This is a genomic window from Celeribacter ethanolicus (genome assembly GCF_001550095.1).
GTDB classification, from domain to species: Bacteria; Pseudomonadota; Alphaproteobacteria; order Rhodobacterales; family Rhodobacteraceae; genus Celeribacter; species Celeribacter ethanolicus.
This window is the reverse complement of record NZ_LRUC01000049.1, coordinates 91,632-107,762: the sequence shown is the minus strand read 5'-3', so window position 1 is coordinate 107,762 and position 16,131 is coordinate 91,632. Positions and strand designations below refer to the sequence as shown.

At 61.1% G+C, this 16,131-nt stretch carries 19 protein-coding genes; 9 read left to right on the top strand and 10 right to left on the bottom strand.

The window, feature by feature from the left end; translation table 11 throughout:
* From NH195_RS18975 to NH195_RS18955, 4 genes are all read right to left on the bottom strand, one after another.
* The coding region (locus NH195_RS18975; protein WP_066703577.1) for an IS1182 family transposase at positions 1-579 on the bottom strand (579 nt) is incomplete at its 3' end.
* A 90-nt stretch (positions 580-669) separates the two neighbouring features.
* Positions 670-987 carry a type II toxin-antitoxin system RelE/ParE family toxin gene (locus NH195_RS18970; protein WP_066710810.1) on the bottom strand — a complete coding sequence of 106 codons (318 nt, stop codon included), beginning with the start codon at positions 985-987 and terminating at the stop codon, positions 670-672.
* Positions 977-1,219: a type II toxin-antitoxin system ParD family antitoxin gene (locus NH195_RS18965; protein ID WP_066710806.1), complete on the bottom strand. Its 243-nt coding sequence runs from the start codon at positions 1,217-1,219 to the stop codon at positions 977-979. Before NH195_RS18965 ends, NH195_RS18970 begins: the two co-directional genes overlap by 11 nt.
* 595 nt (positions 1,220-1,814) lie before the next feature.
* Positions 1,815-2,285: a cytochrome b gene (locus tag NH195_RS18955; RefSeq protein WP_066710800.1), complete on the bottom strand. Its 471-nt coding sequence runs from the start codon at positions 2,283-2,285 to the stop codon at positions 1,815-1,817.
* 248 nt (positions 2,286-2,533) lie between these two features.
* Between NH195_RS18955 and tig the strand changes: the two genes are divergently transcribed.
* A complete protein-coding gene (tig, locus tag NH195_RS18950; RefSeq protein WP_066710797.1) occupies positions 2,534-3,862 on the top strand; it encodes a trigger factor in 1,329 nt (442 codons plus the stop codon).
* Between the two features lie 288 nt (positions 3,863-4,150).
* Entirely contained in the window at positions 4,151-4,843 is a 693-nt protein-coding gene (gene aqpZ / locus NH195_RS18945) for an aquaporin Z (protein ID WP_066710793.1), read from the top strand.
* Positions 4,844-4,986: 143 nt separating this feature from the next.
* Here the strand turns inward: aqpZ and NH195_RS18940 are convergent, their stop codons facing one another.
* The 4 genes from NH195_RS18940 to rpsF all read right to left on the bottom strand — a co-directional run bounded on the left by NH195_RS18940 (position 4,987) and on the right by rpsF (position 6,847).
* On the bottom strand, positions 4,987-5,457 hold the full coding sequence (locus tag NH195_RS18940; protein WP_066710792.1) for a transglycosylase SLT domain-containing protein: 471 nt from the start codon (positions 5,455-5,457) through the stop codon (positions 4,987-4,989).
* Between the two features lie 161 nt (positions 5,458-5,618).
* Complete coding sequence (gene rplI / locus NH195_RS18935; RefSeq protein ID WP_066710789.1) at positions 5,619-6,227, bottom strand: 50S ribosomal protein L9; 609 nt, start codon at positions 6,225-6,227, stop codon at positions 5,619-5,621.
* Between the two features lie 11 nt (positions 6,228-6,238).
* Positions 6,239-6,466, bottom strand: coding sequence for a 30S ribosomal protein S18 (gene rpsR, locus NH195_RS18930; RefSeq protein WP_036700444.1), 228 nt, complete (start codon positions 6,464-6,466; stop codon positions 6,239-6,241).
* A 24-nt stretch (positions 6,467-6,490) separates the two neighbouring features.
* The gene (gene rpsF / locus NH195_RS18925; RefSeq protein ID WP_066710786.1) at positions 6,491-6,847 is read right to left on the bottom strand and encodes a 30S ribosomal protein S6; all 357 of its coding nucleotides are present in this window, start codon (positions 6,845-6,847) and stop codon (positions 6,491-6,493) included.
* A gap of 329 nt (positions 6,848-7,176) precedes the next feature.
* Between rpsF and NH195_RS18920 the strand changes: the two genes are divergently transcribed.
* From NH195_RS18920 to NH195_RS18905, 4 genes are all read left to right on the top strand, one after another.
* The gene (locus NH195_RS18920) at positions 7,177-7,863 is read left to right on the top strand and encodes a hypothetical protein (protein ID WP_066710783.1); all 687 of its coding nucleotides are present in this window, start codon (positions 7,177-7,179) and stop codon (positions 7,861-7,863) included.
* 121 nt (positions 7,864-7,984) lie between these two features.
* Positions 7,985-8,914, top strand: a complete 930-nt coding sequence (fabD, locus tag NH195_RS18915) for an ACP S-malonyltransferase (protein WP_066710780.1) — start codon at positions 7,985-7,987, stop codon at positions 8,912-8,914.
* Positions 8,915-9,000: 86 nt separating this feature from the next.
* Positions 9,001-9,738, top strand: coding sequence for a 3-oxoacyl-ACP reductase FabG (gene fabG, locus NH195_RS18910; RefSeq protein WP_066710777.1), 738 nt, complete (start codon positions 9,001-9,003; stop codon positions 9,736-9,738).
* A 216-nt stretch (positions 9,739-9,954) separates the two neighbouring features.
* On the top strand, positions 9,955-10,188 hold the full coding sequence (locus NH195_RS18905) for an acyl carrier protein (RefSeq protein WP_009571390.1): 234 nt from the start codon (positions 9,955-9,957) through the stop codon (positions 10,186-10,188).
* Between the two features lie 96 nt (positions 10,189-10,284).
* Here NH195_RS18905 and NH195_RS18900 read toward each other — a convergent pair whose 3' ends face one another.
* Entirely contained in the window at positions 10,285-11,463 is a 1,179-nt protein-coding gene (locus NH195_RS18900) for a PilZ domain-containing protein (protein WP_162265898.1), read from the bottom strand.
* Positions 11,464-11,621: 158 nt separating this feature from the next.
* Here NH195_RS18900 and fabF point away from each other — a divergent pair, with 158 nt between their 5' ends.
* From fabF to NH195_RS18885, 3 genes are all read left to right on the top strand, one after another.
* Positions 11,622-12,884, top strand: a complete 1,263-nt coding sequence (gene fabF / locus NH195_RS18895; RefSeq protein ID WP_066710772.1) for a beta-ketoacyl-ACP synthase II — start codon at positions 11,622-11,624, stop codon at positions 12,882-12,884.
* Position 12,885: 1 nt separating this feature from the next.
* Positions 12,886-14,061: an endolytic transglycosylase MltG gene (gene mltG / locus NH195_RS18890; RefSeq protein ID WP_066710769.1), complete on the top strand. Its 1,176-nt coding sequence runs from the start codon at positions 12,886-12,888 to the stop codon at positions 14,059-14,061.
* 63 nt (positions 14,062-14,124) lie between these two features.
* Positions 14,125-15,315: an APC family permease gene (locus tag NH195_RS18885; protein WP_066710766.1), complete on the top strand. Its 1,191-nt coding sequence runs from the start codon at positions 14,125-14,127 to the stop codon at positions 15,313-15,315.
* Between the two features lie 36 nt (positions 15,316-15,351).
* Here the strand turns inward: NH195_RS18885 and NH195_RS18880 are convergent, their stop codons facing one another.
* Entirely contained in the window at positions 15,352-16,125 is a 774-nt protein-coding gene (locus NH195_RS18880) for a potassium channel family protein (RefSeq protein ID WP_198403512.1), read from the bottom strand.
* Positions 16,126-16,131 lie beyond the last annotated feature (6 nt).

Here is a 16,131-nt window from a genome sequence, read left to right as displayed (position 1 = left end):
TGCGCCAAATGCAGCCTCATCAAGGGTGTCGAGATACTCGCGTACGGCACGAGGCGCATCAGCGGGCTCGATGGTTGAAGCATCCCAGTCTTCCTTTGACGTCGAGTTCTGTTTGTTCGCATCTGCCTCAATCAGGCTGGCATCCACCGCCATGCGCTGGCCACTCGCCAGGCCTTCTTCGATGCAGCGCGCCACCGTTGTCTCAAATAGATGGCGCAGCAGCTCGCTCTCGCGGAAACGACCGTGCCGGTTCTTCGAAAACGTCGAATGATCAGGCACCCGGTCGTTCAGATCGAGGCGGCAGAACCAGCGATAGGCGAGGTTCAGATGCACCTCTTCGCAGAGCCGCCGCTCCGACCGGATGCCGAAACAATAGCCGACCAGAAGCATCCGGATCAGCAGCTCGGGGTCAACGGAAGGCCGGCCCGTGCGGCTGTAGAACTCAGCAAGATGAGCACGGATGCTGCCCAAGTCGACGAACCGATCAATCGACCGCAGCAAATGATCCTGAGGGACGTGATCCTCAAGCGAGAACTCGTAAAACAGCGATGCCTGCGCTTCCTGCCTCGGACCCATCATCGGTCAATCCTCCCGTCCGTTGGAAGAATTGAAACAGCAGATCACACACCGATCAAGCACGAGTTTTTCAACAAAATACGCCGATTCTTCCTAACTTTCCACCTGATCCAACACGGCCCGCCAGTTCTGCTTTGCACCCAGCACCCGGATCACCGACAGCTTCGCGTCGTCCGCCACGTATACCACCAAATGCGGCCCAATCGGGTGGATGCGCACGGGCGGGGTGAACTCGTGATATTCCCGCGCCATGGTCGGCATGGCGCAGAGCATATCGAAGCTCTCGGAAATCGTATCGAGATAGCGTTCGGCTTGGGTCTCACTCCACGTTTCAACCGTATAGGCCCAAATCTCTTCGAGGTCAGTTCTGGCTTTTGGCGTCAGATGCAGCGCGAGCGGCTCATCCGTCATGACGGGCCTTGAGGCTGGCTTTGAAACCGGACATCTCAAACGGTTCCGCCGGGCCGCTCTCCAGCCCTTCGGTGATCGCGCCTTGCAGCATCGCAATCGCCGATTGGCGCTCCTGATCTTTGCGGATCAGGTGGCGGACATAATCGCTGGCGTTGGCAAAACTGCCCGTGGTCGATTGGTCTTCAACCCAAGACTTCATGCCGTCCGGCAGGGAAACATTCATTGTGGCCATGGAGGTCTCCTTCATGGGGTTAGTATAGCGCATATTGGCAATCTTTGTCAAAATGAATGGCAAACCTTGTCATGACTCTATGGCCCGCGACTTAACCCGAAAGGGCGGGGCCGATTGTGGGCATGGGTCTTTTGTTCAATTTCAACCTGAAACCGTGAGGTGCGATTGAGGCTGGCAGCAATATCCCGAGCCAACTGACTGCGGCCCCCGCCCAAAGTTCTTTGACGAACTTTCGAATTTCGGCTTCGGTATGCTGCGTTGTGAACGCCGCCGCGCGATCTTTGGGCGTCCTCGCCATGCTCGCTTTTCTTCGTTGCAGCTCCGCGTGGCTCCGGTCCCGTGGTTCCCACGCCTTTGCTCTTACACACCGTTCCTCGGTGGAAGCCAGACCGCAACCTGTCAGAACAAAAAAAAGGGAAACAGACCATGCCTTGGGCGTGTGATCACACATTCTGCATCGCCCGCAGCAGAAACAGTGTCATCCTCCGCCAGCACGACCGACTTGATATAGGCTGCCAGAGACATCGCCCCGGCCTGCGCTTCAAGCCGGGTGCGTTCCTCTTCGGACAGTCGCAATGAAAACGGGCAGTATGGCTCAGCCGCGGAGGATCTTGCTGAGCATATCGGTCTTCCAGAGGTACTGATGCGCCAGCGCCAGAGAGACGTGGATCGGGATCAAGACCCAGAACAGCGGCTGGATCACACGGGTGTGCAGCGTGAGCGCGAAGGGCAGGTGGCCGTAATGCGCCAAGAGGCCGGTGAGCGGCATGGCGAAGAAGAACAGGTAGAAAATCCATTGCCCGGTGCGGGCAAAGACGCGGAAGAACCAGGGCGCGCCTAGGGGTTCGGGCGGCACGCCGAAGCCCAGACGCAGGAACAGGCGCAGCACGGCGAGAAGCAGCACGGCCAGGCCGATGACGATGTGAACGGAGATTGGCTGTTCGAACCCGGGAATGAACAAGTACCACATTTTCTGGGGAAACAGCAGGTTGAGAAGGATTAACCCCACCATCGTCCAGTGCAGGAGGCGCTGGGGCAGGGAGAAGGTGTCTGGAAGGTCGCGCATGTCTTTGCCGGTTCGAATCTTTGGTCAGAAAAGATATATATTTTAAATATGTTTTTGGATTTGATGTGGCGCAAACCGGGGAGCGAAGCGGGGTTGACCGCGTCAGATGTGAACAGGGCAGGGGCGGGGGCGCGGAGGACGGAATCGCCTTGCACGATGGGCTTTGACCGCCTAGAAGGGCGACTGATTTACACGGTCGCCTTTGTTGCGGCCCGACTGGACGTACAAGACGTAAGAAGGACGCCAAGATGCAGGTCACCGAGACCCTGAACGAAGGTCTGAAGCGCGGCTATCAGATCACCATCACCGCCGCCGAGCTGGACGACAAAGTCAATGCCAAGCTGAAAGAGGCGCAGCCGGAAGTCGAAATGAAAGGCTTCCGCAAAGGCAAGGTGCCGCTGGCGCTGCTGAAAAAGCAATTCGGCCCGCGCGTTCTGGGTGAAGCCATGCAGGAAACCGTCGATGCGGCGATGAATGACCATTTCGAAGCCTCTGGCGACAAACCGGCGATGCAGCCCAATGTCACCATGGACGGCGGCGAAGAGTGGAAAGAGGGCGATGACGTCGTGGTCACCATGACCTACGAAGCTCTGCCGCAGATCCCGGAAGCCGATTTGTCCACCGTGACGCTCGAGAAACTCGTGGTGAAAGCCTCCGCCGAAGAAATCGAAGACGCGCTGAAAAACCTCGCGGCCACCGCGCAGAACTTTGAAGACAAAGACGGCGTGGCCGCCGATGGCGATCAGGTCGTGATCGACTTCAAAGGGTTCGTCGATGGCGAAGCCTTTGAAGGCGGCGAAGCGGAAGACTACCCGCTGGTTCTGGGGTCCGGTTCCTTCATCCCGGGCTTCGAAGAGCAGCTCGTCGGTCTGAAAGCTGGCGACGCGAAAAACGTCGAAGTGAAATTCCCGGAAGAGTACGGCGCCGAGAACCTCGCTGGCAAAGACGCCACCTTCGAGTGCACCGTCAAAGCCGTGAAAACCCCGGTTGCCGCCGAGATCGACGACGAGCTGGCGAAGAAATTCGGTGTCGAGGACCTCGTCACGCTGAAAAACCAGATCACCGAGCGTCTCGAAGCCGAATATGCCGGTGCCGCCCGCGCGATCATGAAACGTGGCCTTCTCGATCAACTGGACGATAAAGTGTCCTTCGAGCTGCCGCCGAGCCTCGTCGAAGCCGAAGCCAACCAGATCGCTCACCAGCTCTGGCACGAGGAAAACCCGGACGTGCACGGTCACGATCACCCGGAAATCGAGACCACCGAAGAGCACACCAAACTGGCCGAACGCCGCGTGCGCCTTGGTCTGCTGCTGGCTGACATCGGTCAGAAGCAAGAGATTCAGGTCACCGACGCCGAGTTCACCCAAGCCGTGCTGACCCAAGCCCGTCAGTACCCGGGGCAGGAGCGTCAGTTCTTTGAATTCGTTCAGCAAAACCCGCAGATGCGTCAGCAGATCCAGGCCCCGCTGTTCGAAGACAAAGTGGTCGACTACATCGCCGAGAACGCCCAGGTGACGGAAAAAGAGGTCTCGAAAGAGGACCTCGAGAAAGCCGTCGAAGCGCTCGACGAAGAGTAAGATAAGCCCGAACAGGGCATCTCGCATTGAGCGAGGGACAGAGGGCCGCTTCCGTGAGGAGGCGGCCTTTTCCTATATGATCAGACATTCTGAGAGGCCCCTGTCTTCGAGGCAGAGCACCCCGGCACGGGCTGATGTCGAGAAAGGGGGCGAGAGGGTTTTGGGCAGAGGATGTGACGTGACGCGTCTTCTGAGCCGTGGGGTATGAGTGTCCAGGAATAGAAATTCCCCTGTTTCGCAATGCGGAGAGTGCTACTCCACCGTCAATCTGAACAGGAGAATTTTAGAATGATTAAGAAACTTCTTGCGGAGGGGCTTGGTACCTTCTGGCTTGTTTTCGGAGGGTGTGGCAGTGCGATTTACGCGGCCGGCGTGCCGGATGTCGGGATCGGTTACGCGGGGGGGGCGCTGGCGTTCGGCCTGACCGTTCTGACCATGGCTTTTGCCGTTGGCCATATCTCCGGCGGACATTTCAATCCGGCGGTGACACTGGGACTCGTCGTCGCGGGGCGTCATCCTGTAAAAGATCTGCCGGCCTATTGGGGCGCGCAGATCGTCGGTGCCATTATCGCCGCCGCCGGACTTTACCTTATCGCTTCCGGTATGACCGGGTTCGAAGGGGCGGGCGGTTTCGCCTCCAATGGCTATGGCGAACTGTCGCCGCAGGGCTATTCCATGACCTCCGCTCTGGTGATCGAAATCATCCTGACGGCAGGTTTCCTTTTCGTCATTTTGGGGTCCACCTCCAAAGGCGCACCGGCGGGTTTTGGTCCGATTGCGATCGGCCTTGCCCTGACGTTGATCCATCTGATCTCCATTCCGGTGACCAACACCTCTGTGAACCCGGCGCGTTCGACGGGGGTGGCCTTGTTTGCGGAGACGGCTGCGCTGGGCCAGCTCTGGCTGTTCTGGGTTGCGCCCCTTGCCGGTGCGGTGATTGGCGGGGTGCTCTGGAAGCTGGTGTCGACGACCGAGGATTGATCCTCAAAGGCGATTTGAGACAATAAGAAAAGGCCGCTTCCGCGAGGAGGCGGCCTTTTCCATGGGCAGAGACGCGTGAAAAAAGGGGGCTCTGCCCCCTCGCTCCGCTCACCCCCGGGATATTTCCGGACAAAAGAAACGCTTTAGCTGCGCAGACCGGTTTCGTAGAGCAGGCCCTGTTTCTTGGCCTCGTAGTAATAGCCGCGGGCGTACCAGCCCATGGCGCCGTCGATGTCACCGCCGGAGACGAGATAGGCGCCACGCAGGTATTTGCCCGCGTATTTCAGGTTCACATCGGCATTGAGCAGCTCTTTCGGCTCGCCCTGAAAGCCCATGGTGCGGGCGGTTTGCGGCAGGATTTGCAGGAGGCCCCAGTAGGGACCGTTGCGGGCGGCAGGATTGTGGGTGCTTTCGCGGATAGCCTGACGGTGCACCAGCTCACGCGGAATGTCGTAATAGTCGGCCCATTTGTTGATCTGCGCGCGCAGTTGCGGCGTCTCATTGGGGTAGAGCGGCGGGTTGAAGCCTTTGGCGCGGGACACTTCGGCCTTGTTGCCACAGGCGGCGAGAGCGAGAGCGGACAAAAGGAAGGTCCGACGGGCGACTGCTGTCATGCTTGAGCTCTTGGAAAATTGAACTGGGTTTATTGACCATGTTTGGCTGAACCTGCCAAGTCCGCAGAGTTGGCATCGGCGGAAGCTCGCCGTTTGTAGCGGACGCAAAGAAAAAGCCCCGCCGGTGAGCGGGGCTTTCCAAATTGTGGAGGGGGAGAAGATTACTCTTCTTCGGCCTCGGCAGCCGGAGCGGCGAAATCGTCGTCGTCGGAGGCGGCGCCACCGATGTCGTCGAACAGCTCGGCGATCTCGAATTCAGCCTGAGCTTCAGCTTCGGCGGCAAGTTCCTGAATGGATTTGCCTGCGGATTGCAGTTCGGCTTCTTCCGGGGAGCGGGCGACGTTCAGGATGATCGTCGCATCGACTTCCGGGTGCAGCAGGACGTGCACTTCGTGCAGGCCGAGCTCTTTGATCGGGGCTTTCAGGACGACCTGTTTGCGGTCGACGGAGAAACCACCGGCGGTTGCAGCTTCGGCGGCGTCACGCGGGGTGACGGAGCCGTAGAGCGAACCAGCGTCGGACGCAGAGCGAATCACGACGAACTTCTGACCGTCGAGTTTCTCGGCAGCCGCTTCGGCCTCTTTTTTGGTTTCGAGGTTGCGGGCTTCGAGCTGAGCTTTCTGAGCTTCGAAAGCTTTGATGTTCGCCTCGGAGGCACGCAGTGCTTTTTCCTGCGGCAGCAGGAAGTTGCGGGCGTAGCCGTCTTTGACGGACACGACATCGCCCATCTGGCCAAGCTTGGCCACGCGTTCGAGAAGGATAACTTGCATGTGCTTACTCCTTACTTCACGGCGTAGGGCAGCAGGGCGAGGAAGCGGGCACGTTTGATGGCGCGAGCCAGTTCACGTTGTTTCTTCGCGGAGACTGCGGTGATGCGGGACGGGACGATCTTGCCGCGCTCGGAGATGTAGCGCTGGAGAAGACGGGTGTCCTTGTAGTCGATGGCAGGCGCGTTCTCGCCGGAGAACGGGCACACTTTGCGACGACGGAAAAACGGTTTAGTGGCCATGGGTTAGGTCCTTTCCAAACAAGATTACTGACGACGCGGACGACGCTCTTCGCGGTCGTCGCGTTTCTGCATCTGGACGGAGGGGCCTTCCTCGTGAGCGTCGACCTTGATGGTCAGGACGCGCATCACGTCGTCATGCAGACGCATCAGGCGTTCCATTTCCTGCACGGCGTCCGACGGGGCGTCGGTGCGCAGGAAGGCGTAGTGGCCCTTGCGGTTCTTGTTGATCTTGTAGGCCATCGTTTTGACGCCCCAGTACTCGGATTCGACGATTTTACCGCCGTTGTCCGCAAGCACGGTGCCAAAATGTTCGATGAGACCTTCGGCCTGCGCGTTGGACAGATCCTGACGCGAGATGAAGACATGCTCGTAAAGCGGCATGGAGACTCCAGTTCATTTCAAGCGCATTTCATAGGGCGGGCATTTGGCCTTTTCGCGGCCCGTCCACGAGAGACTGCGCGGTTCATACGTGTCTTGCGAAAAGGATGCGCCTTTATACGCATCCCGCGCTTTGGCGCAAGGGCGAATTCCGGGTGTTTCGCCGCGATATTTTGCAGCGTGTTACGGGGGGGGGGCGGGCTTGTGAGACTGGCTGCAACGACGGCAGAGCGCAATGGCGCGAAATCTCCGTTTGCGGGCCACAATCCCGCCCAGATTAACCATGATGTTGCAACCTCAGGTGGATGAGACAACAATAAAGGAAAGAAGGCATGATCCTTTCTTCCGATCAGGAAAATCAGGGGCGCTCCATGGCGCCGTCCGGGACGCAGGGTGGGTCGGATGGCGGGACGATCGTGCGTCTGGAGCGTGGCTGGGGCTACAGCCTCGTGCGTGAGGACGGGTTGGGACGGATGCGGATGCGCACGGAAATCGTGGTGCGCGTTGGTTCCGTTCTGTGTTTCCTGGGCATGGCGGGACTCTGGCTCCTGCCGGGATCGACGTTTTCGCTGACGGTGCTGGGCATCAAGGCCGGGCTTTCGATTGCGCTCGGGCTTGCGGGGCTGGGACTCGGTCATTTGGCGGAACGCGGGTTGGCACGGGAGGTGCAGGTCGATCTGCAACGCGAACAGCTTCGGCTGGTCTGGCGTAACCGCAAATCGGACACCCGGTTGCAGACGGTGATCGGCTTTGCCGAGATCGGTTCGGTGTTTCTGCGGCGCCTGCCCGGCGCAGGACGGCTGACCCAGCTCAATCTGCGCTATGGGAGGACGGGCGAGGTCTTGACGCTGTTCGTCGGACCCGAACGTCTGATGCGCGAGGTCTGGTACGATCTGAACGGCGATCTGCATCCTGACGCGTCGGAGCCGGTACAGCCGACGCGGGTGGTCGCCGCGTCCAGGCCGGTTGCGGGGACGCCTGTGGCGGGCGTGCGGAGACTGCCGAGGGCCTTGCGCTGATCCGGAGAGCGCAGGCGCGTTTCCCCTGTTTCCGGTCATGTTCCCTCTGTGTCGGCTTGCCGTTGCGGCGCGGGATCGTTAGACCCGTGTGCGACAGAGACAGACATGTGGAGGGGCGGGCATGACGCGCGCATTCGTGTTTCCGGGGCAAGGTGCCCAGACGATCGGCATGGGCAAGGCTTTGGCCGAGGCCTATCCGGCGGCGAAAGCCATTTTCGACGAGGTGGACGAAGCGTTGGGCGAAAAGCTGTCCGCGCTGATCTGGGACGGCGACATCGAAACCCTGACGCTGACGCAGAACGCCCAGCCGGCACTGATGGCGACCTCTCTTGCGGCGATGCGTGCGCTTGAGGTCGAAGGCTTTGCGGTGACCGATGCGGCCTTCGTGGCAGGGCATTCTTTGGGCGAATATTCCGCACTGGCGGCGGCGGGCGCGATCTCCGTGGCCGATACGGCGCGACTTTTGCGCACACGCGGTCAGGCGATGCAGGCGGCCGTGCCTGTGGGCGTGGGCGCAATGGCGGCGCTTCTGGGGCTCGATTTCGCGACCGTGAAAGAGGTGGCGGAAGAGGCGGCGCAAGGACAGGTCTGTCAGGCGGCGAATGACAACGATCCGGGGCAGGTTGTGGTCTCCGGTCACAAAGAGGCCGTGGAACGTGCGGTGGAGATTGCCAAAGCGAAGGGCGCGAAACGCGCGGTTCTTCTGCCGGTGTCCGCACCGTTCCACTGTGCGCTGATGAGCCCGGCGGCGGATGTGATGGCTGAGGCGCTGGACGATGTCGAGATTTCCGAACCGGTCGTGCCGCTGGTGGCGAATGTGCGGGCGAATGCGGTGACCGACCCGGCGCTGATCCGGGCGCTTCTGGTCGAGCAGGTGACAGGATCGGTGCGCTGGCGCGAATCCGTGGCCTATATGGCCGGTGAGGGTGTGACCGAGATCTGGGAAATCGGTGCGGGGAAGGCGCTGTCGGGGATGGTGCGGCGGATCGAGAAATCCATCGCCTGCACGGCGATCGGTGCGCCGGAGGATATTGCGAAGCTCAAGGAATAAGGGCTCTGCCCTCACCTCGCCCAGGGGCGCGGTTCACCCGGGATATTGATGGACAAAAGAAGCGGTAAGCTTCGGAGGAATTGGAAATGTTTGATCTGACTGGTAAAAATGCGCTGATCACGGGCGCGTCCGGCGGCATCGGCGGTGCAATCGCCAAGGCGCTTTATGATGCCGGTGCCACCGTGGCCCTGTCCGGGACGCGCGTGGAGCCTTTGGAGGCGCTGGCTGCCGAATTGGGTGAGCGGGCGCATGTGCTGCCCTGCAATCTTTCGGACAAGGAAAGTGTCGAGGCGCTGCCGAAGCAGGCGGCCGAGGCGATGGGCTCGGTCGATATTCTGGTGAACAACGCGGGCATCACGCGCGACAACCTGTTCATGCGGATGTCGGATGACGAGTGGGACAGTGTGTTGAACGTGAACCTGACCTCGACCTTCCGGCTCTGCAAAGGTGTGCTGCGGGGCATGATGAAGGCGCGTTGGGGACGGATCGTCAACATTTCCTCCATCGTGGGGGCCACCGGCAATCCGGGACAGGGCAACTATGCTGCGTCGAAAGCGGGCATGGTTGGCATGTCGAAATCGCTGGCCTATGAGGTGGCGACGCGGGGCATCACGGTGAACTGTGTGGCGCCAGGGTTCATTGCGACGGCGATGACCGACAAGCTCACGGACGATCAGAAGAGCAAGATCGACGCGCAGATCCCGGCGGGGCGCATGGGCACGCCGGAGGAAATTGCCGCAGCGGTGGTGTATCTTGCGTCGCAGGAGGCGGGTTACACCACCGGGACGACGCTTCATGTCAATGGCGGCATGGCTATGCTCTGAGCGCATAAGTCCCTTCCCGACGTGGCGTCACAAAACATTTGCCACCGGGGTGGATTGTGCTATGAGCAGCGCAGATTGAGCCACGCGGGCAGGTGTTTGCGTGGTGCATGACCCGAGGACGGGGTTGCAAAGACCCGGTTCCGGAGCCATGTAGAGCGAGTGGCCCGAGGGCCGGATCTAAATTGGGCATCGGGCCCGAAATTGTGAGGAAAGAACATGAGCGACATCGCAGATCGCGTGAAAAAGATCGTTGTCGAGCATCTCGACGTGGAAGAAGACAAAGTGACGGAAACCGCGTCCTTCATCGACGATCTGGGTGCTGACAGCCTCGACACCGTCGAGCTGGTCATGGCCTTCGAAGAAGAGTTCGGCATCGAGATCCCGGACGACGCTGCCGAGACCATCCAGACCTTCGGCGACGCGGTGAAGTTCATCACCGAAGCTTCCTGATCGGTTGACCGGTCGGCCTCGCAAGGGGCGGAAATTCAAGACGGCGTGCTCGGACGAGCGCGCCGTTTTTGTTTGCGGTCCGTGGATGTGAAGGCTTCAGGCTGCGAGGTCGGAAGAGGGCGCGCCCTTGGGAGGCGAAGCGGTGGCGCCGCCTCCTGTCGGGGCGGGGGGCGATGCGGAGTCTGAGGTTTCAGGCGAGGGGTCAGCAGGCCGGACCAAGGGGGTGAAGGCCAGAGCGTCTGCGCGTTCCGTGGCGATCTGGGCCGCATGGGGGCCGAGCAGGTCCTTGAGTTCCGTCTCAGTCAGTTGACGGTCGAATTTCAACCCGAGAAAATGGTTGTTGCGCCAGATCACGCGGGCCTTGCGCTCGACCGGGCCGCAGGTCAGTCGCACCTTTTGGCGTTCGTGCAATTCATGGGTGCTTTCGATCTTGCAGCCGACCTGGCTGATGTCCAGAAGCTCGCCGATCACCGGCAAGAGGCCATCGAAAATCACCACGGGCAACGCGCAGGGATAGCGGATGGCGCGGCGCTGCACGATGCCGTAGCGCATCCATATCCACGCCGAGATGGCGGTGATGAAAGTGAACAGGCCGAGCACGAAGGCGACGTTGCCGGAGGGGCTGAGCGGAATGTTCGGGGGCGCGCTGCGCGGTGCATTGTGCCGTGCCGGACGGAATTCATCGAAATTTTTCGGATCGACGGGACTGGGTTCGGCATCCTTGCGGGTGACGGAGGCAGTGATTTCGACGATTTCCTGCATGCCGTCGGCAAGACGGGACATCAGGCTCCCTTTGGCCTCTTCCGTGGCATTGAGGTGATCGGGCGCGGTCGGGTCGCAGGGGGTGCCGGCGAGATAGCGCGAGAGGCTGGCCGACTGCGCGCCAAAACGGGGATCGCCGCCATATCGTTGCGCCATTTCGCTCCAGTTGTCCTGTTGCAGGTCGAGAAGATGGCGACGCGAGGATATGAAATCCATCAGCGGTTTTTCATTGGCGCCGAGATCGGCCGCGCGGATCTGTTTCAAAAGACGATCGCGGTCGTAGCGCTCCATTTCGGTGCGGAACTGGCGTGCGCGCTCATGTTCGTTGGGGGTGCCGAGGGCAGAGACATAGGAATTGGCGCTGTCGTTGAGCGCGGTGAGCCAGTCTTCCAGGCCGCAGGACGGATCGGCCACGGCACCGCGCAGGAACGGACCGCTCAGCAGGAACGCCAGGCAAAGCGGAAGCACAAGCCGGAGCCTGCGCAGGGAAAGGAGGGGGCGAACCTGCCGCATATCGGGGCCATAATTGCGCATCTGCCTATTGATATGCCCGAAACCCTCAATATCTGGTTACCATTCCTCCGCCGATTTGCGGTGCGGGGTCTGTCTCGGTCTTCCATCGGGGGGCGGAGCCGTGTAAGAAAACGCAGACGAAAATTGAGGGGGCACGGATGCGCCGAGTAGTTGTCACTGGACTTGGGATGGTTTCGCCGCTGGCTTGCGGTGTGGAGGAGACCTGGACGCGAATTCTGGCAGGCGAGTCCGCCGCCGGGACGATCCAGCGGTTCGATGCGAGCCATTTGGCGACGGATTACGCCTGCGAGGTGAAATTCGGCGACGGGACGAACGGCACGTTCAACCCGGACGACTGGATGGCCCCGAAAGACCGCAAGAAGGTCGACGATTTCATTCTTTTCGGCATGGCCGCCGCCGAACAGGCGCTGACGGATGCCGGGTGGAAACCCGAGAACGAGGAAGATCGTCTGCGCACCGGCGTGCTGATCGGCTCCGGCATTGGCGGGCTCTCGTCGATTGCGGATGCTGCGATCATCCTCAAGGAAAAGGGCCCGCGGCGGATTTCTCCGTTCTTCATTCCGGGCTCTCTGATCAACCTGATCTCCGGTCAGGTGTCGATCCGCTACGGTTTCAAAGGTCCGAACCACGCTGTGGTGACGGCCTGCTCGACGGGGGCGCATGCCATTGGCGATGCGTCGCGTCTCATCGGCTTCGGCGATGCGGATGTCATGGTTGCGGGCGGCGCGGAAGCGGCGATCTGCGAACTGGGCATCGCGGGCTTCAATGCCTGCAAGGCGCTGTCCACCAAGCGTAAGGACGACCCAAGCCACGCCTCGCGGCCCTATGATGCGGATCGCGATGGTTTCGTGATGGGCGAGGGCGCGGGCATCGTGGTTCTGGAAGAATACGAACACGCCAAGGCGCGCGGTGCGAAGATTTACGCCGAGGTTGTGGGCTATGGCCTGTCGGGCGATGCCTATCACATCACGGCGCCGTCTGCGGATGGCGATGGTGGTTACCGCGCGATGCAGGCGGCTCTGGCCCGTGCCGGTCTTGAGCCGAAGGATGTGGATTACATCAACGCCCACGGCACCTCGACCATGGCGGACACGGTTGAACTGGCGGCCGTTGAGCGGCTTTTGGGCGATGCGGCGGAACATGCCACCATGTCCTCGACGAAATCCTGTATCGGACACCTTTTGGGGGCAGCCGGGGCGGTTGAGGCGATCTTCTGCGTGCTGGCGATCCGCGATCAGGTGGCGCCGCCGACGATCAACCTCGACAATCCGGCGGTCGAAGCACGGCTCGATCTGGCGCCCAACGCCAAGCGGGAACGCAAGATTGACGTGGCGCTGTCGAACTCCTTCGGCTTTGGCGGCACCAACGCCTCTCTGGTTCTGAAGAAGGTGGACGGCTGATATGTGGCGATCCATCGCCTCGAATGCGCTGACTCTGTTCATCGTCGCCCTCGTCGCTCTGGCGGGGGTGATTGCCTGGGGCAAGCGGGAATATGTGGCCGAAGGGCCGCTTGATCAGGCGATCTGTCTGCGGGTGCCTTCGGGCTCCACGATGCGTGGCGTCTCTGAGGATCTGGCCGGGCAGGGGGCGATTTCCAACCCGTCGGTTTTCCGGATCGGGGCGGATTATTCCGAGAAATCGCAACAACTTAAAGCCGGGGCTTTTCTTGTCGATGAAGGGTCTTCGATGCAGGAGATCGTCGACATCATCACCCGTGGCGGGGCGTCGACCTGTGGCACGGAAGTGGTCTATCGGATCGGTGTGAACCGGGCCCTGATGCAGGTGCGCGAGTTGGACCCGACGACCCAGAGCTATGTCGAAACGGCGGAGTTTCAGCCCGGTCCCGAGGGCGAGGAAGGCGAGGCTGTGCCCGAGGTTTACACCAAGATGCGGGCCGATGCGAATACGCGCTACCGGATTTTGGTGGCCGAAGGGACGACGGTCTGGCGCGTGGTCGAAAGCCTGAAAGGCGCGGATTTCCTGACCGGGTCGGTCGAAGCGGATGAGATGCCGTCGGAAGGCATGATTGCGCCCGACAGCTACGAGGTGCGCGAGGGCGCCGATGTGGACGATCTGATCGCCCGCATGGTGGCGCTGCAACAGCAACGCATTGACACGGTCTGGGCGACGCGGGTGGACGGGTTGCCGTTCGACACCCCCGAGGAGATGCTCACCATGGCCTCGATCATCGAGAAGGAAACCGGTGTCGCCGAAGAGCGGCGTCAGGTGGCCTCGGTGTTCGAGAACCGGTTGAAACGCGGCATGAAACTGCAAACAGACCCGACGGTGATCTATGGTGTGACCAATGGGGTCGGTGTCCTGGGGCGTGGCCTGCGGCAGTCTGAACTGCAATCGAACAGCCCGTACAACACCTATGTGATCGAGGGCATGCCGCCGGGACCGATCGCGAACCCGGGGCTTGAGGCGCTGCAGGCGGCGGTCGATCCGGACGAGACGCCGTATCTGTTCTTTGTCGCCGATGGCACAGGCGGGCATGCGTTTGCCGAAACGCTGGCCGAACATAATGCCAATGTCGCCAAGTGGCGGGAGATCGAAGCGCAGCGCGCCAGCCAATAATGACTTGAAACGGTTTGAAAAAGGCGCGGCTCGGGTCGCGCCTTTTGCTTTGGGAGAGCGGTGATGGAAACCATTGCGATTGTCGGTGCGACGGTCTTGATGGCCGGGCTTTTGAGCTGGCCGAAGCTGGCGCGGGCGGAGCTTTGGAAGGCAACCATCACGCCTCTGGCGTCGATCATCGGTTCGGGATTCCTCGTGCTGGGCCCCATTCTGGCGCAGGCGTATGGGGCGTGGACACCGCTGGCCATGGCGCTGTTGTGTGCGCTGGCCTATGCGATCGGGGCGGCGGTGCGGTTCAACATCGCGGCCCTGGCGCATGCTGAGCACGGCCCGCGCACGGCGGGGATGGAACGGATTGCCTCCTGGGCGCTGGCCTTTGCTTATGTGATTTCGGTCGCCTACTACCTCAATCTTCTGGGCGCTTTTGCCGTGAGCCTCACGCCATGGGACACGCAATTTGCCGGACGGATCGTGACCTCTGCGGTGTTCGGGGTGATCCTGATCGTGGGCTGGACGCGCGGGTTCAAAGCGCTGGAGCGGATGGAGCAGGTCTCCGTCGGACTCAAACTCGCGATCATCGCCGGGCTTCTGGTCGGGCTTGGGTGGTTCTTCGCGGGCAAAGCGCAGGGCGACGGCCTGATCGTGACGCCCCCGAGCCTGACGGGGTGGGCGGGGATGAGCCTGTTGTTCGGACTGATCGTGACGGTGCAGGGGTTTGAGACCTCGCGCTATCTCGGCGAGGAATACGATGCGGCCACGCGGGTGCGCTCGATGCGGTTGGCGCAATGGGTCTCGACCGGGATTTACATGATTTACGTGGTGCTTATGGCCTATGTGTTTCGCCCGGATCAGATCGAGACCTCGGAAACCGCGATCATCGACATGATGCGGATTGTGGCCCCGATCCTGCCCGCGATGCTGGTAATCGCGGCTTTGGCGGCGCAGTTCTCGGCGGCGGTGGCGGATACCTCCGGCTCCGGTGGGTTGGTCGAGGAGCTGACCAAGGGCCGGGTGCCGGTGAAGGCGGGCTATGCCGTTTTGGTGGCGCTGGGGCTGGTGCTGACCTGGGCGCTCGATGTGTTTCAGATCATCTCATGGGCGTCCAAGGCCTTTGCGGCGTATTATACAGTGCAGGGGGCGATTGCCGTGGAACTTGCGCGGCGGGACGGCAAAACTCTGTGGCAACAGGTGTTTTTCGCGGCGGTCACGGCGCTTGCGGCCGTGGTCACGCTGTTCGGGACCGCCGTGGAATAGGTCTCCTTTGCTGCGGAAAATACTCCTACCGGAGGCTCACAAAAGCCCTTCGGTCTGGATATGCACCACCGCGCCGCAATGTTTGCAATGGGTCGCATCGGCGTCATGCAGCATCAATCCGCAGCTTTGGCATTCGTAGCGCACCTTGGTGGGGCGAAACAGCACCTGTGCGAGGCGCAGGAAGAGGGTCACACCGAAGAACATCACCGCGATGGAGACCATCCGCCCCGAGGTGCCCGGAAGGGTGATGTCGCCGAAGCCTGTGGTGGTGAGTGTCGTGACGGTGAAATAGAGCGCGTCCGCATAGTTGCGGATCATCGGGTTGTGGCCGTGTTCGAGCGCGTAGATCAGGCCGGTGGTCACGAAGATGAACACCAGAAGGTTGATCGCGGCGACGATGACCTCTTCGTGTTTGCGGAAGAATTTGACGTCCTGCCGGAGCCGGTTCATCAGCTGATAGGTGTGCAAAAGCCGGAGCGTGCGCAGGATGCGCAGGAAGCCGAGACCTTCGCCTGCCAGAGGCGCGAGAAAGGACACCATTGCGGCGATGTCGGCCAGTGTCGAGGGGCGGGAGAGATAGCGCAGCTTGTGTTCGGTGACATAGACCCGCGCGGTGAAGTCCGTGAGGATCAGCACACCGAACACCAGATCGGTGATTTCGACCCAGAGCGGATGGACGAAAAACGAGGTGACGATGACGAAGAGGATCGTCACCAGATCGAAGGCCAAAAGGACATAGCGGAACAGATGCGCGCGGTCGGTATCGCCTTCGTAAAGCTCGCTCAATCTGTCGTGCAGGGCGCTGGCCATGGTGCT